Origin of the sequence: Methylobacillus sp. MM3 (genome assembly GCF_001645185.1) — a bacterium.
Classification (GTDB): Bacteria; Pseudomonadota; Gammaproteobacteria; order Burkholderiales; family Methylophilaceae; genus MM2.
In genome coordinates, this window is record NZ_LXTQ01000011.1 from 370464 (window position 1) to 392110 (window position 21647).

Annotated in this window: 18 protein-coding genes and 1 pseudogene; 14 read left to right on the forward strand and 5 right to left on the reverse strand. The window is 58.9% G+C overall.

What is annotated here, in order from left to right:
- Window positions 1–186 precede the first annotated feature (186 nt).
- The 3 genes and pseudogenes from A7976_RS14755 to A7976_RS06090 form a co-directional block, all read left to right on the forward strand.
- Window positions 187–378: pseudogene (locus A7976_RS14755) on the forward strand (tyrosine-type recombinase/integrase); the annotation flags it as partial.
- Window positions 375–2093, forward strand: a complete 1719-nt coding sequence (locus tag A7976_RS06085) for a PAS domain S-box protein (RefSeq protein ID WP_067108636.1) — start codon at window positions 375–377, stop codon at window positions 2091–2093. The pseudogene A7976_RS14755 and the gene A7976_RS06085, both read left to right, overlap by 4 nt.
- Entirely contained in the window at window positions 2090–2731 is a 642-nt protein-coding gene (locus tag A7976_RS06090; protein WP_205633458.1) for a response regulator transcription factor, read from the forward strand. Before A7976_RS06085 ends, A7976_RS06090 begins: the two co-directional genes overlap by 4 nt.
- Before the next feature lie 59 nt (window positions 2732–2790).
- Here A7976_RS06090 and A7976_RS06095 read toward each other — a convergent pair whose 3' ends face one another.
- The 3 genes from A7976_RS06095 to A7976_RS06105 all read right to left on the reverse strand — a co-directional run bounded on the left by A7976_RS06095 (window position 2791) and on the right by A7976_RS06105 (window position 5202).
- Window positions 2791–3318, reverse strand: a complete 528-nt coding sequence (locus A7976_RS06095; RefSeq protein ID WP_067108645.1) for a hypothetical protein — start codon at window positions 3316–3318, stop codon at window positions 2791–2793.
- A gap of 147 nt (window positions 3319–3465) precedes the next feature.
- Entirely contained in the window at window positions 3466–3816 is a 351-nt protein-coding gene (locus tag A7976_RS06100) for an STAS/SEC14 domain-containing protein (protein WP_067108646.1), read from the reverse strand.
- A 282-nt stretch (window positions 3817–4098) separates the two neighbouring features.
- The gene (locus A7976_RS06105) at window positions 4099–5202 is read right to left on the reverse strand and encodes an SRPBCC family protein (RefSeq protein ID WP_067108648.1); all 1104 of its coding nucleotides are present in this window, start codon (window positions 5200–5202) and stop codon (window positions 4099–4101) included.
- A gap of 371 nt (window positions 5203–5573) precedes the next feature.
- On the opposite strand from A7976_RS06105, the gene A7976_RS06115 reads away from it, so the two are divergent.
- From A7976_RS06115 to A7976_RS15155, 6 genes are all read left to right on the forward strand, one after another.
- Entirely contained in the window at window positions 5574–6065 is a 492-nt protein-coding gene (locus A7976_RS06115; RefSeq protein WP_067108658.1) for a urate hydroxylase PuuD, read from the forward strand.
- A 70-nt stretch (window positions 6066–6135) separates the two neighbouring features.
- Window positions 6136–7317 carry an acetylornithine transaminase gene (locus A7976_RS06120; protein ID WP_067108660.1) on the forward strand — a complete coding sequence of 394 codons (1182 nt, stop codon included), beginning with the start codon at window positions 6136–6138 and terminating at the stop codon, window positions 7315–7317.
- Window positions 7318–7319: 2 nt separating this feature from the next.
- On the forward strand, window positions 7320–8240 hold the full coding sequence (argF, locus tag A7976_RS06125; protein ID WP_067108663.1) for an ornithine carbamoyltransferase: 921 nt from the start codon (window positions 7320–7322) through the stop codon (window positions 8238–8240).
- Window positions 8240–8554, forward strand: coding sequence for a hypothetical protein (locus A7976_RS06130; RefSeq protein WP_067108666.1), 315 nt, complete (start codon window positions 8240–8242; stop codon window positions 8552–8554). The genes argF and A7976_RS06130 overlap by 1 nt, the downstream gene beginning before the upstream one ends.
- 52 nt (window positions 8555–8606) lie before the next feature.
- Entirely contained in the window at window positions 8607–9830 is a 1224-nt protein-coding gene (locus tag A7976_RS06135; protein WP_067108669.1) for an argininosuccinate synthase, read from the forward strand.
- A 194-nt stretch (window positions 9831–10024) separates the two neighbouring features.
- Window positions 10025–10174, forward strand: coding sequence for a hypothetical protein (locus A7976_RS15155; protein ID WP_165601724.1), 150 nt, complete (start codon window positions 10025–10027; stop codon window positions 10172–10174).
- A 5-nt stretch (window positions 10175–10179) separates the two neighbouring features.
- Here the strand turns inward: A7976_RS15155 and pbpC are convergent, their stop codons facing one another.
- Both pbpC and A7976_RS06145 read right to left on the reverse strand, forming a co-directional pair.
- Window positions 10180–12513, reverse strand: a complete 2334-nt coding sequence (gene pbpC / locus A7976_RS06140; RefSeq protein ID WP_205633459.1) for a penicillin-binding protein 1C — start codon at window positions 12511–12513, stop codon at window positions 10180–10182.
- Entirely contained in the window at window positions 12510–18362 is a 5853-nt protein-coding gene (locus A7976_RS06145) for an alpha-2-macroglobulin (RefSeq protein WP_088178389.1), read from the reverse strand. Before A7976_RS06145 ends, pbpC begins: the two co-directional genes overlap by 4 nt.
- Window positions 18363–18498: 136 nt before the next feature.
- On the opposite strand from A7976_RS06145, the gene A7976_RS06150 reads away from it, so the two are divergent.
- The 5 genes from A7976_RS06150 to leuD all read left to right on the forward strand — a co-directional run bounded on the left by A7976_RS06150 (window position 18499) and on the right by leuD (window position 21645).
- The gene (locus A7976_RS06150; RefSeq protein ID WP_067108672.1) at window positions 18499–18810 is read left to right on the forward strand and encodes a pyrimidine/purine nucleoside phosphorylase; all 312 of its coding nucleotides are present in this window, start codon (window positions 18499–18501) and stop codon (window positions 18808–18810) included.
- A gap of 106 nt (window positions 18811–18916) precedes the next feature.
- Window positions 18917–19411: a YajQ family cyclic di-GMP-binding protein gene (locus tag A7976_RS06155; RefSeq protein ID WP_067108675.1), complete on the forward strand. Its 495-nt coding sequence runs from the start codon at window positions 18917–18919 to the stop codon at window positions 19409–19411.
- Window positions 19412–19426: 15 nt separating this feature from the next.
- On the forward strand, window positions 19427–20833 hold the full coding sequence (gene leuC, locus A7976_RS06160) for a 3-isopropylmalate dehydratase large subunit (RefSeq protein WP_067108678.1): 1407 nt from the start codon (window positions 19427–19429) through the stop codon (window positions 20831–20833).
- Window positions 20834–20848: 15 nt separating this feature from the next.
- The gene (locus tag A7976_RS14760; protein ID WP_082878014.1) at window positions 20849–21007 is read left to right on the forward strand and encodes an entericidin A/B family lipoprotein; all 159 of its coding nucleotides are present in this window, start codon (window positions 20849–20851) and stop codon (window positions 21005–21007) included.
- A complete protein-coding gene (leuD, locus tag A7976_RS06165) occupies window positions 21007–21645 on the forward strand; it encodes a 3-isopropylmalate dehydratase small subunit (protein WP_067108682.1) in 639 nt (212 codons plus the stop codon). Before A7976_RS14760 ends, leuD begins: the two co-directional genes overlap by 1 nt.
- Window positions 21646–21647 lie beyond the last annotated feature (2 nt).

A 21647-nucleotide genomic window follows, 5' to 3' on the forward strand; every position in this document is an offset into this window, starting at 1 on the left:
GATGATAAATAAATGCTGAGGTTGAGGACACTATCAGAAGTGTTGGGTGACATGGACGGGAGGCTGTGTATTGGCCATGGCAGGCAATGCTAACGTTGAATAAATACTGACAAGCGTGGTTTCGTGGATGTATAACCTTAAGTAAGCTGATTTTTAATAACATTAGCTCTGTATTCAAAGATTAAGGCGGGCCTTGTCCAACCCGTTACGCTGTACGCGCTGCACCACTCTTTTGCCACACATCTTCTGCAAAGCGGTTACGATATTCGGATTGTCCAAGAATTGCTGGGGCATTTCGACGTGAGCACAACGATGATTTATACCCATGTATTGAATAAAGACAGGCGCGGTGACGTGAATCCGCTGGATACGCTATGAGTTTGCGTTTTCGCCTGAACTTGCTGATTACCGTGATGCTGCTGCTGTTCATGGCGGCAATGGGTACGATTCTCGTCAAGGAGACGCGGGTCTCGATCCGCGAAGGGGTGGAGTCGGCGACGCGGGTGACGACGCAGATGCTGGATCGGGTGATCGTGAGCGCGTTCATCAACCCGGACTGGGGTACGACGCATGACTTGCTGCAGCAATTCCTCGAATCCCTAGGACGGGTACGCAGTACCGATATCTACCTTTACGACATGCAGGGGCGGCTGATTTACCAGTCGCCGCAGTCGACATTCAAGGCTGACGAGAATCCGCCGCAATGGTTTGTGGAACTGGTGGCGCCGGAGCAGGAGATCGTGCAGCGTCGTATCCGTTATGGCGTGATGCGTGTGGTTTCCAACCCGAGCGGGGCGATACGCGAGGCCTGGAGCGGAATGAAGCCGTTGCTGTGGGTGGCTGGCGGGCTGTTTTTTGTGCTCAATATCGGCGTGTACTGGATGCTGGGGCGCGCGGTGCGTCCGGTGGAAAATATTCTCGGCGCGATCCATCGCATGGAGCACGGCGATCTCAGCGTGCGGCTCGGGGAGTTCAGCCTGCCGGAGTTTCACCAGATCGGCCAGAGCTTCAATCGCATGGCGGGGTCGCTGGAAACGCGCACCGAAGAGAACCGTCGGCTGGCGCTGATTGTGAAGCAGACCAACGATGCGATCATGATTCACGATATGGACGGCAATATCTCGTTCTGGAATCCTGCGGCGGAGCGGCTGTTCGGCTATCCTTCGCACAGCATTATCGGCAAGTCGGCGGCTATTCTGACGCCTGAGGGGCAGGAGGCCGAGCTGGGGCAGAATCTCGAATCCATCGCCGCGCGCCGTACCATCGAAAATTACGATACCCAGCGCGTGACGCGCGAAGGCCGGATTGTGGATGTGTCGCTGTCGGCAGGCCCGCTGGTGGACCCGCACGATGACCGGGTGATTGGCGAAATTTGCAGCATGCGCGATATTACCGAGCGCAAGCTGGCGGAAGAGGCCGAGCGGCGGCTGGAGGAAAACCGCCAGCTGACGCATCTGATTCAGCGCCATATCGAGGAAGAACGCCGCAATCTCGCGCGCGAATTGCATGATGAACTGGGCCAGTATGTCACCGCGATCAAGACTTTCGCTGTTGCCATCGGCAACAAAACCCGCGAGCAGATGCCGGATGTCGAGGCCAATGCAAAAACCATCGCCGCCGCCGCCGAACATATTTACGACGGCATGCACAACATCATCCGGCAGTTGCGCCCCGGCGCACTGGATAACCTCGGGCTCAAGGAAACCTTGCACGATGCGGTCGCCGAGTGGCAACGGCAAAGCCCCGAGTTGCGTTTCAGCCTGGAATTTTTCGGCGATCTCGATCATCTTGGCGAGTCGCTCAACATCAATTTATATCGTATCGTGCAGGAGGCGGTAACCAACGCCCTGCGTTATTCCGATGCGACGCAGCTCGATATCGTGCTGTCCCGTGACGAAAACGGCGACCTGATGCTCACAGTCAAGGATAATGGCGTCGGCATGAATTTATGCCAAGTGGACCAAACCCGGCATTTCGGCCTGCTGGGCATGCGCGAACGTGTGCAAGCCCTGCATGGTCAATTCGAGTTGGATTCCCAAATGGGAGAGGGCACCTGTATCCGCGTAACAGTGCCAAAACGGGAGAAAAAATGAGCGGTGTGATCAATGTAATGCTGGTGGACGACCATGCGGTTGTGCGCATGGGGTTCAAACTGCTGCTGGAAGCGGCGCCGGATGTAAAGGTGGTGGCTGAAGCCGAGAGCGGCGAGCAAGGCGTCAAGCTCTACGGCGAGTTTCATCCCGACGTGGTGGTGATGGATATCACCATGCCCGGCATCGGCGGCATGGAGGCTATCGAGCGCATCATGGCAAAAGACCCGTCGGCTCGCATTCTTGTTCTTTCCGCGCACGAGGACTCCGTGCATCCGAAGCGTGTTTTGAACGCCGGGGCACTGGGTTATCTGACCAAGCGCAGCGCGCCGGAAGAGTTGATCAAGGCTATCCGCATGGTGGCTGCACGCAAGATGTATCTTGAAGCCAACATCGCTCAGCAAATGGCATTGCAGCAGCTATCGGGCGAGAAAAATCCGGTGGATGTACTTTCCGCCCGCGAGTTCGAAGTCTTTATGGCGCTGGCGCTCGGAAAATCCACCAATGAAATCGCCGAAACGCTATGCCTCTCGCCACGCACCATCGGCACCCACCTTTACAACATCAAGCAAAAACTGAATGCCGGCAATCAGGCGGAAATCGCGTTGATTGCAATGCGTAGCGGGCTGATAGAACCGTAGAGCAGACGTCCTCGCCTGCATTTCGATCAATAATGGTTTGTTGCAGGCGAGGACGCCTGCTACTCCAATCGATCCTGGGCCACATAAAACCCGTTCGTCATTCCGAGTTCGATCACGGCATGATCGCCGCTGCGCAATTTTCCGAGTTCCGGCGGCACCAGTATCAATAACGGCCGGCTGTGGTCTCCCTGAATTCCGCCTTCGGCGAGTTGCCATTGATCCCACGCCTCTTCCGGTGGAAGCGCCGTGATGCCGAGATCACGGATATTTTCCAGCATCGAGCGCTTTTCATCTCCGAGCACCAGTCCCCAAACTTCTACTGTGGCCAAACGCGTTACCAGAGGCACCGCCGACTCGGCTGGATCGGGTTGAGGCAAGGGAGGCGATGCCGGCGGCACGGTTGGCGGCGTTATGAGTTTCGCGCGCAGGAATGCATCCTGATAGGGATCGAGGCCGTGGCTGATCAGCAGTTGATTGGTTTTGCCTTGCTCTTCGACTTGCGGTTCGTCCAGCGCGCGCCCGACCGCTTTATCGGCGACCTGCATGGCGATCGAACTCGCGATCTGGCGAGCAATGGAACCGCCCATACAGCCGGATACCAGGGCGGCAGAGCAGAGTAAAACCAAAATAGAAGGCTTGCGATGGGGCAGCCTGGCTAGCGGCTGCGTTTTCGGGGTTCGCATCAAGGGGCGATCAGTGGGCAATGCGGATGACCGGTACCTGAAATGACGCGCCTATCCTTTTTGCACCCACGCCAGCGCGGTGACGTAATCATCGAATACCTGCATTTCGGCATCCGTGAAGATGCGCGCGAGCCAGGTGCTCCATTGCACCCACTGGTCGTCGGTCACGACGGCGATCCTGTCGAAGTCCTTGGCGTGCTGCCGTGCAAAGCGAATTTCCTCCCATGCCACGTCGACGGTGAAACCCAGCATATCGCTCAGATCAATCAGCAGGCTGGCCTTGTCTTGCGATTGCAGTGCATAGTCGGCCGCTTTTTCGAGTTCCTTGAAGTCGGCCAGCGTGAATTCGCTCAGCACCATGGCGATGACGAGGTTGTTCGATTCTTGATTGATGGTGATCATTTTCTTCCTCTCGCAATGCGGATACCTATGGAAACAGGCTCTTGACGGCTGATTACAGTGTAGGCGCTTGGGGCGATTTTTCAAGAGCCTTGACCGGGCATGCCCAGGCCGTTTGTCCGGTATACGCTGACGACCACTCACTATGTCAAGGTGATGCCGAGCCGGCTTCCAGAATTAAAGGGCACAGCCGATGGCGGTGGAATTCGGTTCCAAACTGTTATTCAGGGCCGTTGGATTCCGGGTTCTGCCCGTGGCAGCCCGGAACGATAGCTGACGCTTATTTTAAAGGTGCGGTTCCAGCTGGGATTTTACCCATAGATGGAAATGCTCCATCCCGGTTTCCATCGGATGCTGATACGGGCCGAATTCGTCGAGGCCCTGCGCATGCAGCGCCTTGCGTCCATCGTGCATGCGCTGGCAGATGTCTTCATCCTCGACGGCGGTTTCCATGTAAGCCGCTTGTTCGGCTTCGATGAACTCGCGCTCGAACAGCGCGATGTCTTCGGGGTAATAAAACTCCACCACATTGGTGCAGGCATGTGGGCCGCGCGGGATGATATGGGAAACCACCAGCACGTGCGGATACCACTCCAGCATCAGGAAAGGGTAGTACACCAGCCAGATCGCGCCGTATTTCGGCAGCGTGCCGTCGTTGTATTTCAGTACCTGGTCCTGCCAGTGGCGATAAACCGGCGAGCCGGATTTTTCCAGTCCGCGATTTACGCCTACCGACTGCACGCTGTACCACTCGCCGAATTCCCACTTGAGGTTGTCGCAATCGACGAAGTTGCCAAGGCCGGGGTGGAATGGCGCGACGTGGTAATCCTCCAGGTAGACCTCGATGAAGGTCTTCCAGTTAAAGCTGTATTCGTCGATCATCAAGCGGTCGAGCATGAAGCCGCTGAAATCGAAATCCTTGAGGAACCCCAGCTTGCCGAGGTCATCGGCGATATTGCGCTTGCTGTCGAACAAAAGGCCGTTCCAGTTTTGCAGCGACGTCTTGCCGAGGTTGAGGCAGGGTTTCTCGTCGAAGTGGGGCGCGCCCATCAGTTCGCCCTTGAGGTCGTAAGTCCAGCGGTGTACCGGGCAGACGATATTCTGCGCATGCCCCTTGCCTTTCAGCATGATGGCCTGGCGGTGGCGGCAGACGTTGCTGATCAGCTCGATGCCCTGGCTATTATGTACCAGCGCCTTGCCGTGGTTCATCCATTCCAGCGAGTGATAATCGCCGGCATTGGGGACCATCAGCTCATGGCCGAGATAATTCGGCGCGTGCGGAAACAGCACCTTTTGTTCGAGCGCGTAAATTTCGGGGTCGACGTACCACGAAACCGGCAATTGCGGCTGGGTCGGGCGTTTTAATGGGGTAATTTTCGCTAGGGACATATGCAAACTTCATCCGGAGAACACGGAGGAATTGGCCGATTTCCGGCCGAAAATGATGAACTCGGCATTTTGCCTGAATGGGGGATTTTTACAAGATGAAAACCTCTTGAAGTCAAAGTGTCGCGTGCATGTTCATTCGTCATCCGTACAGCCGAAAAGTGCTGTATTGATCGATAGTTGGCGCAGCTTCTTTCTTGCCCGGCCGCGTGTTTTACGATACGCTTCGAAATTCACCATAACACTATTATTGAACAGGGAGAAAAAATGAAAAATCCACTGGATTCCATTCCGGGAACGATCGTTTCCGGCCTGATTCTGACTATAGTCCTGTATTTTTTCCTCAAGAATTTCATTCTGGCGGGGGTGTAATCATGGAACTCCTGCCAGCACTCGCGCGTTGGATCCATTTTCTGGCCGGTATCACCTGGATCGGCCTGCTTTACTATTTCAACCTCGTTCAGGTGCCTGCACTGAAGGATGCCGCAGCTGACGGCACCGCAGCCGGCATTACCAAGCATGTTGCTCCCCGTGCGCTGTTCTGGTTCCGCTGGTCTTCCCTGGTGACATGGCTGGCTGGCGCGGCTTTGCTGGGCGCAGGATTTACCGCGGCGTTCACCTTGCAGCCGGAAATGGCTCCCATCGGTATCGGCGCATGGCTGGGTACCATCATGCTGCTCAATGTCTGGGGGCTCATCTGGCCGAACCAGAAGAAAATCCTGGGCATCAAGCCCGCGACCGACGAAGAGAAAAACAAGGCGCGACGAATCGCATTCCTTGCATCGCGAACGAACATGATGCTTTCCATCCCGATGCTGTTCTTCATGGCTGGCGGATTGTCGCATCGAGCGCTGTTCGGGTTTTAAGCTTAACTGGCAATTGCTGCACACGGCGGCTTTTGCCGCCGTGTGCATTTTTACTTTTTGGTAATTTGATATGTCGCAACATTTAATGAATACCTATGGCCGGCAACCGGTCACTTTTGTTCGGGGCGAAGGCGTCTGGTTGTGGGACGATCAAGGCAAGCGCTACCTCGACGGCCTGGCGGGCGTCGCGGTCAATGGCCTGGGGCACGCGCATCCCGCGCTCGTCAAGGCCATTTCCGAGCAGGCCGCACGCTTGATCCATGTCTCCAACGTCTACAACATCGCCGAGCAGGCACGGTTGGCAGATCGCCTGAGCGCGCTGTCGGGCATGGACCGCATCTTCTTCTGCAATTCCGGTTGCGAGGCCAATGAAGCCGCCATCAAGCTGGCGCGTCTGCACGGTCACAAGAAGGGCATCGAACACCCGGAAATCATCGTCATGGACAAGGCCTTCCACGGCCGGACGATGGCGACCTTGTCGGCCACCGGCAACCGCAAGGTGCAGGCCGGTTTCGAGCCGCTGGTGGCGGGTTTCGTTCGCGTGCCTTTCGACGATCTCGAAGCTGTACGGCAGGTGGCAGAACACAACTCGAATGTCGTAGCCGTGCTGGTCGAGCCGGTGCAAGGCGAGGGCGGCGTGGTGATTCCCCAGGATGCCAAGGCCTATCTGCAAGGCTTGCGCGAGATTTGCGACCGGAACGGCTGGCTGCTGATGCTGGACGAAGTGCAAAGCGGTATCGCGCGCACTGGCACGATGTTCGCCTTTCAGCATAGCGGGATTTATCCGGATGTAATGACCCTGGCCAAGGGCCTGGGCTCCGGAGTGCCTATTGGCGCTTGCCTGGCCAAGGGGCCGGCGGCCGACGTATTCCAGCCGGGCAATCACGGCTCCACTTTCGGCGGCAATCCGCTGGCGTGCAGTGCCGCGCTGGCGACATTGACGGCTATCGAGGAAGAATCACTTGGTGCCAAGGCTGTGGAAATCGGTGATTTCATCAATCACGCCTTGCGCGAGGAATTCAAGAACGTGCCTGGCGTCGTCACCATCCGCAATGCCGGCATGATGATCGGTATCGAATTGGATCGTCCTTGCGGCGAGCTGGTCAAACAGGCGCTGGCCCTCGGTCTGCTCATCAACGTGACCGCCGACAAGGTGATCCGCTTGTTGCCGCCGCTGGTGATGAGCAAGGCGGAAGCACAGCAACTGGTGGATATCCTGGCACCGCTGGTGAAAAACTTTCTGAGCCAATAATCATGTCGATCAAACATTTTCTTCAGTTCAAGGATCTTTCAAAAGAAGAGCTGGAACATGTGTTCGCACGCTCCAAATGGATCAAGGACAAGTTCAAGCGCTACGAGCCTTACCATCCGCTGTTCGACCGCACGCTGGTGATGATTTTCGAGAAGGCCAGCACCCGCACGCGCCTGTCGTTCGAGGCTGGCATGCAGCAACTGGGCGGTGCCGCGATCTATCTCAACACCCGCGATTCCCAATTGGGGCGCGGCGAACCGGTGGAAGACGCCGCGCAGGTGATTTCGCGCATGAGCGACATGGTAATGATCCGCACCTTCGAGCAGGAAATCATCGAGCGTTTTGCCGCCAACTCGCGTGTGCCGGTGATCAACGGGCTGACCAACGAATACCATCCGTGCCAGATCCTGGCCGATATTTTCACCTTCATCGAACATCGCGGCCCGATCCAGGGCAAGACGGTGGCTTGGATCGGCGATTCGAATAACGTCTGCAATACCTGGCTGCAAGCGGCGGAAGTGCTGGATTTCAACGTGCATGTATCCACGCCCCCCGGTTACGAGGTCGAGCAGGAGCGTGCCGGACTCTACGGCCACGAGCACTACGAAGAATTCGCCGATCCGATGGAGGCCGCGCGCGACGCCGATCTGGTGACCACCGACGTCTGGACCTCGATGGGCTTCGAAGCCGAGAACGAAGAGCGCATGCGCGACTTTGCCGATTGGCAGGTCGATGGCGACATGATGCGTGTCGCGGCCAAGGATGCGCTGTTCATGCACTGCTTGCCGGCGCACCGGGGCGAGGAGGTTGCGGCGGAAGTCATCGACGGGCCGCACAGTGTGGTGTGGGACGAGGCGGAGAATAGATTGCATACGCAAAAAGCACTGATGGAATATTTGCTGCTGGGGCGAGTGCAGAGCTAATGCGGCAGGGAGAAACGCCGGTCGGGCTGTCCAACCACATTCTGCCAGTGGCCGCGACAATGGTCGGGGTATGCGTCACCGTCGTGTCGGTTATCCAGATCGCGCCGGACAGAGCCATTTCAAACTGGGCAGACAAGCTGCTGGCGATCGACAGTTTCGCATTCCTGTCGAGCACTTTCCTGTCCTATTGGTCGATCCGCCACAAGGAACAATCCCTGCAATACGAGCGGTATGCGGATCGCCTGTTCCTGCTGGGTATGGCGATCATGGTATCCGTAAGCTTTCTGGTGGCGTTCGAACTCTTTACGGATTGAGCCGCGTAAGCGTTGACGAGATTCAATAAAAATTGTGATTAAGGAATGAAGTATGAGCGATGTTAAGAAAGTGGTGCTGGCCTACTCCGGTGGGCTGGACACCTCGGTCATCCTGAAGTGGCTGACCGATACCTACAACTGTGAGGTCGTGACCTTCACCGCGGACCTGGGCCAGGGCGAAGAGCTGGAACCGGCGCGCGAAAAGGCCAGGAAATTCGGCGTCAAGGAAATCTACATTGACGACCTCCGCGAGGAATTCGTGCGCGATTTCGTGTTCCCGATGTTCCGCGCCAACACCGTGTACGAAGGTGAATACCTGCTGGGTACCTCGATTGCGCGCCCGCTGATCGCCAAGCGCCTGGTCGAGATCGCCAACGAGACCGGCGCCGATGCCATTTCGCACGGTGCGACCGGCAAGGGCAACGACCAGGTGCGTTTCGAACTGGGTGCCTATGCGCTCAAGCCTGGCGTCAAGATCATCGCTCCATGGCGCGAGTGGAACCTGCTGTCCCGCGAGAAACTGCTGGCCTATGCCGAGCAGCACGGCATTCCAGTCGAAATGAAGCACAAGCAGGGCGGCAGCCCATACTCCATGGACGCCAATCTGCTGCACATCAGCTATGAAGGTCGCCATCTGGAAAACCCGGCCGCCGAAGCCGAGGAATCCATGTGGCGCTGGACTGTCAGCCCGGAAAAGGCTCCGGATGCCGCCGAATATCTGGATATCGAATACGTCAACGGCGATCCCGTCGCCCTCAACGGCAAGAAGATGGCGCCGCACGAGTTACTGGCCGAGCTGAACAGCCTGGGCGGTAAGCACGGTATCGGCCGTCTTGATCTCGTTGAAAACCGCTATGTTGGCATGAAGTCGCGTGGCTGCTATGAAACCCCGGGCGGCACCATCATGCTCAAGGCGCACCGCGCCATCGAATCGCTGACGCTGGACCGCGAAGTGGCGCATCTGAAGGATGATTTGATGCCGCGCTACGCCAGCCTGATTTACAACGGCTACTGGTGGAGCCCGGAGCGCGTCGCGCTGCAAACGCTGATCGACCATACGCAAAAGAGCGTCAACGGCTTCGTGCGCGTCAAGCTGTACAAGGGCAACGTGATCGTCGTCGGCCGCGACAGCAAGACCGATTCGCTGTTCGACCCAACCATTGCCACGTTTGAAGACGACGCCGGCGCCTACGACCAGAAGGACGCGGGCGGTTTCATCAAGCTCAATGCGCTGCGCATGCGTATCGCTGCTAACCTGCGCAGCCGCAAGAAATAAGCGGAGCGGTTATACAGAACGGCGACGTATCCACAGCGCGGTACGCCGCCGTTGTTGTTTGTAGCGAGGAGTACTTCTAGCGCAGGCAAAACGCCTGCGCTACGGTGCCCTGCACGGTTTTGGTTTCCCGATAATCCAGATGCAACAGAAAACGAAAGCGGTATCGAAAGAAGCGCCCGATTGCGGCACGCTGCGTGCATTACTACATCACCTACGAGGCAAGTTTTCCGTATGCTTGCCACGCGCTCGGGTTCAAGGGCAAGCGCAAGCCGTGCCTCGATGTATTGGAAACTTCCGGCACGTCCTGCCTCGCGTTTCAGCCGAAAACCAAAGCCCAGTCCTGACCGGACTATGGCACCACTTCCACCCGCACATCCCGGCTTGCGCTGCGTCCCTTGTCGTCTGCTACCGTCAGGCTGTGCCAGCCAGCGCTGTCCGGCTTCCAGGCGATGCCGCCGCTGTTTGCCGGCTGGCTGCCCAGGTAGGCCTTGTCCGAAAACCAGTAGAGCGTTCGCGCGTCGGCTCCCACAGTCGCTTGGAGGGCAATGGTTTCCTGCGGACGGGAAAGCCGTAGCGTGTAGGCGACGTTGAGCAGGGGCGAGGTAATATGCGGGACGTCGGCCTCGTCGCTGGCGATTCCTGCCCCGGCGCAACCGGCCGTGGGCGGCGCGCGACGTGGCATGCCGGCTTCGCGGAATAAACGCATCATGTCCGACGACCAGAATTCGGCGATTTCGGTGTGCGTGGCCGCCGGGTCGTAAGGCGGGCACGCGGCGCGTCCGGTGCGGTTGTCCACCACCACGGGGCGGTGCAGGTTGCTGACGCGGATCGGCGATTTTCCGGGAATGAACCAGGTGTCGGTGGTTTGCGGACACCAGGCATTGGGCAGGTCGCCGCTGGCAGAACAGACCGGGATTTTCTTCAACTTGCGCGGCGGCAGGCGTAGCGGGTCGCGGTCTTGCGGCAAGGTGATCGGCAGCGCGTCGGCAATACGGAAGAACAAGGGCGCGGCGGCTTCGATGCCGATAAACGCCGGGTTGGACGAACCATCGAAATTGCCTATCCATACCGCCAGCACGTAAGGCCCGACCACGCCCACGCTCCACGCATCGCGGAACCCCCAGGAAGTGCCGGTTTTCCAGGCAATGTTCCAGCGGTTGCCGCGCGCCATCGCCACGCTGTCCGGACGCGGATTGTCGCTCAGCACGTTCAGCGTCATGTAGCTGGCTTCCGGACTCAGGAGCTGGATGCTGTCGCCGGCAGGGTCGTCCGCCAGGTAGCGCAACGGCCGCAGTGTGCCCTGGTTCGCCAGCATGGTGTAGAGCGTCGCGAGCTCCTCCATCGTCACCTCGCCGCCGCCCAGTACCAGCGCCAGCCCGTAATGCTGCTCGGATCGCAGGCGCGAGACGCCGGCGGTCTTGAGGAAGTCGTACAGGCTGGGCTGTTTCAACTTGCTGGCGACATGCACCGCCGGAATGTTGCGGCTATGGATCAAGGCATCGTGTGCTGAAATTGGTCCGACGAAGCGCCCGTCGAAATTCTCTGGCTGGAACGGCCCGAAAGCCGTGGGCGCATCCTTCAAAATGGATTGCGGATGGATCACGCCCTGGTCAAACGCCAGCCCATAGATGAAAGGCTTGAGCGTGGAGCCGGGCGAACGCTTCGCCAGCACGCCGTTCACCTGCCCGTCGATCTCCGTATTGCGATAATCCGCCGACCCCACCATCGCCACCACCGCCTGGTTGCGCGTATCCACCAACATCGCCGTTGCGTTGCGCAAGCCGCGCGCGCCGTTTTGTGCGATGTACTGGCTGATCTGCCGCTCCAGCAAGGCTTGCAGACGCGGTTGCAGCGTCGTCTGCAATTCGTGACGATACGCTTCGGATTGCCACAGCACCTGTTCCGCAAAATGCGGTGCGGTAAACGGCAATTGTCCGATGCTGCGCAAGGGCAGCGGCAGGGTCATCAGTCGTTGTTCGCTGGCCGATACCGCATGGTGCTGCTGCCAGCGCGCAAACAGCCGGTTGCGCGCCGGACGCGGATCGGCGTGATTGGGCCGCTGTGGAATCACCGCCAGCGTCAGCGTCTCCGGCAAGGTCAGCCGATCCGGCGTCTTGCCGAAATAAATCAGGCTCGCTGCGCCGACGCCCTGGATGTTGCCGCCATATGGCGCAAGGTTGAGATAAGCCTCCAGCATGTCATGCTTGCTGTAGCGTGCCTCCAGCCATAAGGCATGGCCGATTTGCCGCAGTTTGCCCGTCGGCGTGCGCGTACTCAGCCCATACATCAGCCGCGCCAGTTGCATGGTCAGCGTAGAGCCGCCTTGCTTGTTACCGCCGGAGTATGTTTCCCACGCCCCGCGCAGCAGGGCGGGAGGGTTGACGCCGGGATGCCAGTAAAACCAGCGGTCCTCCTGTAATTTCACCGCTTCAACCAGCGTAGGCGAAATATTTTCCAGCGGCACCCACAGCCTATATTGCTCGTCCTGCGCCAGTGTCAGGCGGAGCAAGGCGCTATCAGCGGCCAGAACTGCAGTGGAAGAGGGGGCGTATACGGAAAGAGGCGGCTGGGGCCAGAGACGGAGTGCGGCAAACGCGACAACGACGAGCGCTAATATTGCCGCCCACCGTTGTGCGCAATAAACGTAGTGAGTACGTTTGATTAACCGTTGGCCGCCAATCAAGGTTTCACTACCTCTAGCACCCCGCCTTTCCCAAGCCCTTGCAGCCTGCGGTTATACATCCCTTCCGCAAACGGCGCCGGGACGAAGAACTTGCCGGCATTGGTCGCGCGGACGCGATAAGTGAATTGGCCGACATCCCGGCTAAGCGTCCCGTACAGGATCACCCTATCGTCACGAATGTCAGCATATTCCGGTTGCCAGCTTCCGGCTTCGCCCATGGGCGATTGCCAGGCGGGGGCGGGCGGGATTTCGCCGCCGTCGTAGTCGCCCTGATATTCCGGCTGTTGCGCTTCGGCGCGGGCGCGGAGTACCGGTTCGAGGCCGCCGGGCAGCAGATCTACAATCGCGACTTGCGATAGCTTGTCGCGGCGGGTGCTGCGGAAGGTGAGCTTGACCAGGAACTCCTCGCCGACCTTGGCTTTGACGATCGGCTTGCCGTCCAGTCCGGTGATTTCCTGCGCGATTTCGAGACCTTCGGACACCGTACCAACTGGCGCCTTGCGGTCGAAGCCGTTTTCGGAGAGGACATAGAACGCTGGGGCGTCACCTTGCTTGGAATACTGGAGCCGGGCCGCTTGCGTCGAGACTTTGCCATATTTGAGCAGGCCTTCGGAGAGCGCCATGAGCGTGCTTTTGCCGGCCTTGTCCAGTTCCGCGATGGCGAGCTTGCCGGTGCCCTGACCGCCGGCTGCGGCGTAAGCGTCGAAGCCGAGGATGAGGTAGGCGGCCGAGAGCGTGTGGTAGCGGTTTTCGGTAACGGCGTCGCCCATGTTGGCGATGACTTTTTCCGGCACGCTGTTCAGGCGATCCTTGAAATGTCTGGACGTGAGGTAGAGCAGTTGTGCGTCATGCACCAAGGGGTCGTAATAAGCGTAGCCGTCATCCTTGACGGTTTCGTTGCTCCGCCACGGGATGTTTTTCAGCAGCTTCACGGCCAGTCCATCCTGCTGCATCAACTTGTAGCTGGCGGCGAGGTAGGCGGCGGTGAGGTCTTGCGGCCACTCCTTGGCATAGCGGGCGTCCAGTTCCTGTTGCAGCGCGCCTGTCATGCCGCTGGTAACGCGGCCCTGGCGGGTGAGCAGGTAGATGGCGTAGGCGCGCGTACGGGCGCCGGTCAGCCCTTCGCTGCCGGCGGTGGCGGTGGCTTCCAGCCAGCGGTTGGCATTGTCCAGCATGTCGGCGGGTACGGGCATGCCGCGCTCTTTTGCCTCGATCAGGTAATGCACGGCATACACCGAGGTGAAGGGTTCGACTTGCAGGTTGGCCGACCACAGACCGAAGCTGCCGTCGTCGTTCTGCCGTTCGCGCAGAATCTGGATTACCTTGCCGAAGCCCGAAGTGTCGGTGCGGGCGTTGCGCCCTCCCGCAAGCACCAGTGCCGGCATGCCCTTGCTCACGAGTTGCTCGGTGCAGGAATACTGATAAGCCTCCAGAAAGCCATCCAGTCCTTGCGCCCATACCAGCGGCGACAGGGAAACACCGGCCTCCACGTCGCGCAATTGCGGATAGAGGTTGCGGGTGAGCGCCTGGGCGTATGTGGAGCGGTCGAAGCGGCCCACGCTGATTTTGGTGGCGAAAGGCACGGCGGGACGAATGCTGATCGCGTCTGCCGCCTTGCCTTGCTTGTCGCCTGCCTGCGCGATGAAGCGCAGGTTGGCCGGGCCGAGCACGTCGTTGGCCTTGAGGCGGAATTCCGCCGCGACTTCCTGCTGCTGCGGGATCGTCAGACTCAGTTTGGGTGCGGAGAGCACGGTAATCGCCGGATCGACCTTGAGGCTGACGGCGACCGGCGTTCTGGTGCTGCCGCCGCGCAGGTTGTTGAACACACCCACCGACACCAGGAACTCGTCGCCGGGCGCGACCATTGCCGGCAGGTTGGCCGAGAGGATCAGGTCGCCGCGCACTTCGGTGCCACCGTCGAACACGCCGATACGCGTGGGATTTACCGCTACTGCAAAAATGCGCAGCTTGCCGTTGAAGCTGTCCGGCACGGTATAGCGCAGTGTCTTGCCGTTCTTGTCCACGTCCACGATGCCCGACCAGTATGCGACCGGCGGCTGGCGTTTTTTCTTGAACGGGTTGAGATGCCGTCCGAGCACGGCATCGCCGTCCCCGCCGGGCGCGGCAGCATTCATCAGCCGCTGGAATTCCGGCAGGATCATGTCCAGGATTTGCGTGGTATTGACCTGCAAGGCGCGCTTCTGGAAGAAGAAGCCGAGTGGGTCGGGCGCCTTGTAGCGCGCGACCTGCAGGATGCCTTCGTCCACCGCGAACACGACCACGCGCGACGGCTGGCTGGTGCTGACCTTGAAATCCACGGTCTGGCCGGGTTTGATCACCTCTGGCGCAACCACCTTGATCGGCTCGCGCCGCGCGTCGAGGTTGACCGCGAACGGCACCACGCCATACGACAGCGGGCTCATGAAAATCTCGTCCGAGCCCGGGTCGCGCACAAACTGCACCGACACATAGCCGTTGCCCTCGAAATCCTTGGGCAGTGCGATTTTTTGTACCGAGCTGGTGGTCGTGGTCTTGAACCAGACATGCTGATACACCTTGTCGCGTTCTATGGTGATCAGTCCGGCGCCGACATAGGGCGCGCGGATGCTGACTTCCATGGTGTCGCCGGGCGCGTAATCGTTCTTGTCGAGCGTTAGCTGCAATTCGGCGTTGCGTTCCAGCGAGCGGCTGATATTGGCCTCGCCGGCCACGCTGTATTCGACACGGTTGAGCTCGTTGCCGCTCGCATCCTTCAATACCAGCGCGAAATCACCCGGCTCGGAGGTAATGAGCGGCAGGTCCGCGCCGCCAGCGGGCAGGGTGTAGGGCTTGGTTTCGCGCACGATTTCTTTCTTGCGCGATTCGTACTTGTAGGTGTCGTTGGGCTGCTTCACCAATACCGACACATATTTGCGCTCTATCCACTGCTGGGTGAGCCGCTCGGCAGCGATAGGCTTGAGCGTCGGGTCGATGGCGAGCCAGCGGGTCGCGCGCTGGGCATCGCGCTGGATGTAGTTGAGATTGCCGTCGGTCTTGGTGCCGACCAGATATGGAGCCGACGATACCAGCACCGCGGATTCCGCCGCCACCCCGCGTCCGCCTTCCGCTTCGAATACTTTGGCAGAGAGGTACAGGCGGTAAGTGGCGCGGGCGAAGCGCTGCAAGTTGAGGTTGAGCGTGGCTTCGCCGTTGGGATCGGTGATCGCCGGCGCGAGCTTTTCGCTGAACGGATCTTTCAGCTTGAACTTGTCCTGGAAACTGTATTCCTTGTATCTGGTGAACGCGGGCAGGGTGGGGCTCAGCGTTATTTCGCTTTCCACGCGACGGCCGTTGGCGGGGCTGCCGAACAAGTGCATGGCCTTGACCTTGGCAACGGCTTCTTCCGGCTTGATCCAGCCTTCGACGGCGCGGTCGGCCAGCGAGGCGTTGACCTTCAGCCGGTCCGGCTCAAAATCGCGCACCTTGAAGCTGGCGCTGCCGATTTCCTGCTCGCGCCTGTCGTTGCGCACCAGATAGATGCCGACGTGGTAATCGCCGGTGGCGGAAGTGTCGTGCGTGGCGTAATCCAAACCTTCGAATCCGCTGGCAGAAAGCTGCAGGCGCTGTTTCAACACCGGCAGGCCGCGCGGGTCGGTGATTTCGGCTTCCAGCGGAATGCCCGCAAGTTGCCCCGCCCAGTTGGCGGTGCGCGTGATGATGCCGATGTGCGCGGTTTCTCCCGGGCGGTAAATGCCGCGGTCGGTGAAGGCGTAGCTGGAGAGCTGCTGAGCCGAAACGGCGTTGTCGATGCCGCCGACATCGAAGCGGCTCATATTGAGTTCGCGGTCGTAGCGGTTGATGGGCAGGAATGAAACGTCGCTATCCTTGCTCACCATGATCATCAGCGGTTGTTTCTCGCGCCGCAGATCGTTGAGGTGCGGGAAGCGCACATGACCGCCGGCATCGGTGGTTTCCGTCATCGTCGCCTGGCCGTTGCGGCCGACGATTTCCACCTTCGCACCGCTGACCGGCTCGCCACTGCGGATGGATTGCACAAATATGTCCTGGCTGCCGTCCACGGCCTTCTTGGCGATGATGCCGAGGTCGGTGACCAGTACAAAGCGCGTATCCGGCTCGCCTTCGGTGTTGTAAGGATGCTTGGGGTCGTAGCCTTGCAGCCTGACCATGAACACTCCACCCGCATGAGTGGTTTTCTCGCGCAGGTATGTGCCGAAATCCAGGCTATCGTAGGTCGGTTTGCCGTTCTCGTTTTCCGGCAGCGGGCGCTCGTCGATTGAACGTTCCACCAAGGTATCCAGCACGCTTTCGTAAACATCCGGCGTGGCGAAACCGCCGTGGTTCTGGTCTACCAGATGATGCAACTGGTTGGGCAGCAAGCGGCCGATTTCCACCTTCACGCCTTTGAGGCCGCGTGCCATGTAGGCCAGCTTGCGGTCGCCGGAGAGTGAAAGCAGCGCGCCCTGCGAGAGCAGTTTGACCGATTGCGGATACGGCTGTACCTGTATGGTGGCGATGGACGGCTTGCGGGATTGATAGCCGCCGAACGCGCGCACACCGCCATCGACCACCACGTAAATCGAACGGCCGACAGGCGCCTTGAATTTGTAACTGTGCGTGGCTTCAAACTCGTCGGCAGAGGGCAGGGCCGTGAGCGTCAACGGCTGGGATTGCGCCAGGACATCGCGGGAGACTTCCTCGCTATACCAGTTGTAGAGCTCTTTGCGATTTTCCGCTGGCGTCTTGGGGTTGAATTCCGGCAACAGCCAGGCGCGCACGCGGTCTTTCAGCGCAGCCTCGCTTACCGTGGCGCTGGCGCCGACGAGCAACACCTGCTCCGGCTCGTAGCGCTCATTGTCCGCCAGGGTCATGCCGATATTGCCGAAATGCAGGCTATAGAGGCCGGGCACGATGATGTCGCGGCTGATCTCGGCCTCGGTCTTGTTGCCGCCGCGGCTGGAACGGATGCCTTTATCCAGCGTCATGGAGAGCCGCGTATCCTCGGTGGGAATCGCCAGCGGAGCGGAGTGGATAAAGGCTTGCAGCTTGAGCTTGTCGAAGCTGATGGTCGCTTTCGGGTCGTCGGTCAGCCCAAGAAAACTCAGGCCGCCGCCGAGCTTGAGACTGACGCGTTCCTTGAACTCGTCGGTATCCACCGGATGGCTGAACTGCACGGTAGCGACGAGTTTTTTCAGGTTGGGGTCGACGGGATCCTGATAGAACTCCGTTTGCGAAATTCCCGTCTTGAAAGGCGCGGAGCGGAACTCTAAGGAATACTCTTCCAGTTTGACCTGCGGCGCAAAGAGTTTTTTCTTGTCGAGCGCGACATCGAAAACCGCATCCACCGGCCAGTCGGATTTTGGACGGAAAACCAGCGTGCGGTCATCGTCCCATGCCCATTCGCCTGCAAAATCGGGATGCATCCTGATGCCGTCGGCGACGGGCTTTCCCATCATGCTGACAGGCGCGGCGGATTCGTTGAATGCGACAATCAGCGGATGAATGCTGGCCTTGCCGCTCTCGTCGTAAGTGGTCACGGCGGGTGGCTTGACCTCATATTTGGTCAGCACCGGTTTGGGCTGGCTTTGATACCATTTCACCCCGTACCACCCGGCTGTTGCCGCCAGCAAGAGGCCCAACAAAATGGCCGCGCCCCGTTTCGGGTTGCGTGCGGCCCAATGCCGGCCTTGTGCGAATTGTCCGCCCATCCAGCCAGCCCAGCCTGGCGCCTGCCAGGAAAGCGATCCCAGCATGTGCCGTAAAGTCCACCCCAGCCCTCGTCCCGCAACGCGCGCGGCCATCAATATCAATGACAGGATGCTGCGTAAAAAGGAGATGAACTGGGCAGGCATATACTTCCTTCGCTATTGGTATTTTTTATCGAAGCATCTTGCCTGAAAAAGTAGCGTCAAGGAACATGGGGCATTAGTCGAGAGAATGTTTTTCTGCGATAATCCAAGGCTTTCAATTGCTTCCTAGGGGGATTCCATGGCCCAGTTCGACAATGTCAGCGTCAAGAAGAAAGCCAACGTTTATTTCGACGGCAAGTGCGTCAGCCATACCGTCATGTTTCCTAACGGTACGCGCTGCACCGTAGGCGTTATTTTCCCCAGCAGCCTGACCTTCAATACCGGTTCCCCGGAACTGATGGAAATCAATGCCGGCGTGTGCAAGGTTCGCCTCAAGGGCGAAGAGGAATGGAATACCTACCAGGCCGGCGAAAAGTTCTCCGTGCCGGGCAATTCCAGTTTCGATATCGAGACTGTCGAAACGCTGGATTACGTCTGTCATTTTGAGTGATGGCTGCTTGCCTCTGCGTTGTTGCTTGCGCTTGCCGTACTAATCGTACTGTCTGCGCGCAAGCCGCCTAGCAGAGGCGGCGCCGATACCGGGTCAGGAGAATTCTATGCCATCGTTTGATATTACATCCGAAGCCGACATGGTCGCGCTGAAGAATGCGATTGACGTTGCTCAACGGCAAATCACCAATCGTTACGACTTCAAGGGGACGTCGGCCAACGTCGAGCTCAACGAAAAGGACAATCTGATCACGCTGTTCGGCGATTCGGATTTTCAGCTCGACCAGATCAAGGATATTCTCTTCCCTGCGTTGGAAAAGAAGGAGCCCGACAGCAGCAAGCGGCTCGACCTGCAGGATGTGCAAAAAGTATCCGGCAACAAGGTCAAGCAGGAGATGAAGATCCGCGACGGCATCGACAGCGATCTTGCCAAGCGCCTGGTGAAACTCATCAAGGATTCCGGCCTCAAAGTACAGGCCAGCATCCAGGGCGACACGGTACGCGTCAATGGTGCCAAGCGCGATATGCTGCAAGATGCCATCGCGCATGTAAAGAAGTCGGTGACGGATTTCCCGTTGAAATTCGGTAACTTCCGCGATTAATTTATTTAGAACGATATGACCGCAAAAACGCTTTACGACAAACTCTGGGAATCCCATGTCGTCCATGAAGAGTCCGACGGCACAGCCCTGATTTACATCGACCGCCATCTGGTGCATGAAGTCACCAGCCCGCAGGCGTTCGAAGGGTTGAAGCTGGCTGGCCGCCGTCCGTGGCGTGTGGGCAGTATCCTCGCCGTGCCCGACCACAACGTGCCGACGACGGATCGCAGCCAGGGTATCGCCGACCCGATCTCGCGCTTGCAGGTGGAAACGCTGGACAATAATTGCGCCGAATTCGGCGTGACGGAATTCAAGATGAACGACCTGCGTCAGGGCATCGTGCATGTGATCGGCCCCGAGCAGGGCGCAACGCTGCCCGGCATGACCGTGGTGTGCGGCGACTCGCACACCAGCACGCACGGCGCCTTCGCCGCGCTGGCGCACGGCATCGGCACTTCCGAAGTGGAACACGTGCTGGCAACGCAATGCCTGGTCGCCAAGAAATCCAAAGCGATGCAGGTCAAGGTGGAAGGCGCGCTGCAAAAAGGCGTCACGGCCAAGGACATTGCACTGGCCGTGATCGGCAAGATCGGTACCGCAGGCGGCACCGGCTATGCGATCGAATTCGCCGGTTCGGCGATCCGCGCATTGTCGATGGAAGGTCGCATGACGTTGTGCAATATGGCCATCGAGGCCGGTGCGCGCGCCGGCATGGTGGCCGTGGACGATACCACCATCGATTATCTCAAGGGCCGCCCGTACTCTCCGCGTGCCGAACAGTGGGAAAATGCCGTGGCCTACTGGCGCACGCTGAAAAGCGATGACGGCGCTTCGTTCGATGCCGTGGTAGAACTCGATGCCGCCGACATCCAGCCGCAGGTGACCTGGGGTACCTCGCCGGAAATGGTGGTCGGGGTCAACGGCCGCGTGCCGGATCTTGCGCAGGCGCGCAACGAAGTGCAGCGCGGCGACTGGGAGCGCGCCTATGCCTACATGGGCTTGCAGGCCAACACCGCCATCGAGGATATCGCCATCGACAAGGTGTTCATCGGCTCGTGTACCAACTCGCGCATCGAAGACCTGCGCGCAGCCGCCTCGATTGCCAAGGGCAAGCGTGTTGCCGCCAACGTCAAGTTGGCAATGGTGGTGCCCGGATCCGGACTGGTAAAGGCGCAAGCCGAAAAGGAAGGCCTGGACAAGATTTTCAAGGATGCCGGTTTCGAATGGCGCGAGCCGGGTTGCTCCATGTGTCTGGCGATGAACGCCGACCGCCTGGAGCCGGGGGAGCGTTGCGCCGCGACGTCCAATCGCAATTTTGAGGGACGTCAGGGCCAGGGCGGTCGTACGCATCTGGTCAGTCCGGAAATGGCTGCGGCGGCGGCGATTGCCGGGCATTTTGTGGATGTCAGAAATTATCAATAATATCTGGGAGTTACCATGAAAAAAACAGCAATTCTAAAATTCGTCATGCTGGGCATGATCGGGGTTGGCGTTATTGGTTTGCCGGGCTGCAATACCATGCAAGGTTTGGGCAAGGATGTTTCCAAGCTGGGCGACAAGATCGAAAACAAGGCCGAAGAGAAAAAGAGTTATTAATGGACAGTTTTACCACTCTTGATGGTTTGGTCGCACCGCTGGATCGCGCCAATGTCGATACCGACGCCATCATTCCCAAGCAGTTCTTGAAGTCGATCAAACGCTCCGGTTTCGGCCCGAACGCTTTCGATGAATGGCGCTATCTGGACCATGGCGAGCCCGGCATGGATAACAGCAAGCGCCCGCTGAACCCGGATTTCGTGCTGAATCAGCCGCGTTATCAAGGTGCGAGCGTGCTGCTCGCTCGCGAAAACTTCGGCTGCGGCTCCAGCCGCGAGCATGCGCCGTGGGCGTTGCTGGATTACGGTTTCCACGCGATCATCGCGCCGAGCTTTGCGGATATCTTCTTCAATAACTGTTTCAAGAACGGCATTCTTCCGATCAGGTTGGAGGCGTCGATTGTCGACAAGCTGTTCGATGAGGTAGCGGCAAACGAAGGTTATCGACTGGCTGTCGATCTGGAGAAACAGACGGTCACCACGCCTTCCGGCGAGTCATTTGCCTTCGACGTGGACGCACACCGCAAATACTGCCTGCTCAACGGCTTCGACGATATCGGCCTGACCTTGCAGCAAGTGGACAAGATCAAGGCATTCGAAGGTCGGCATCGCATTAAACAGCCTTGGCTGTTTAATTAAGC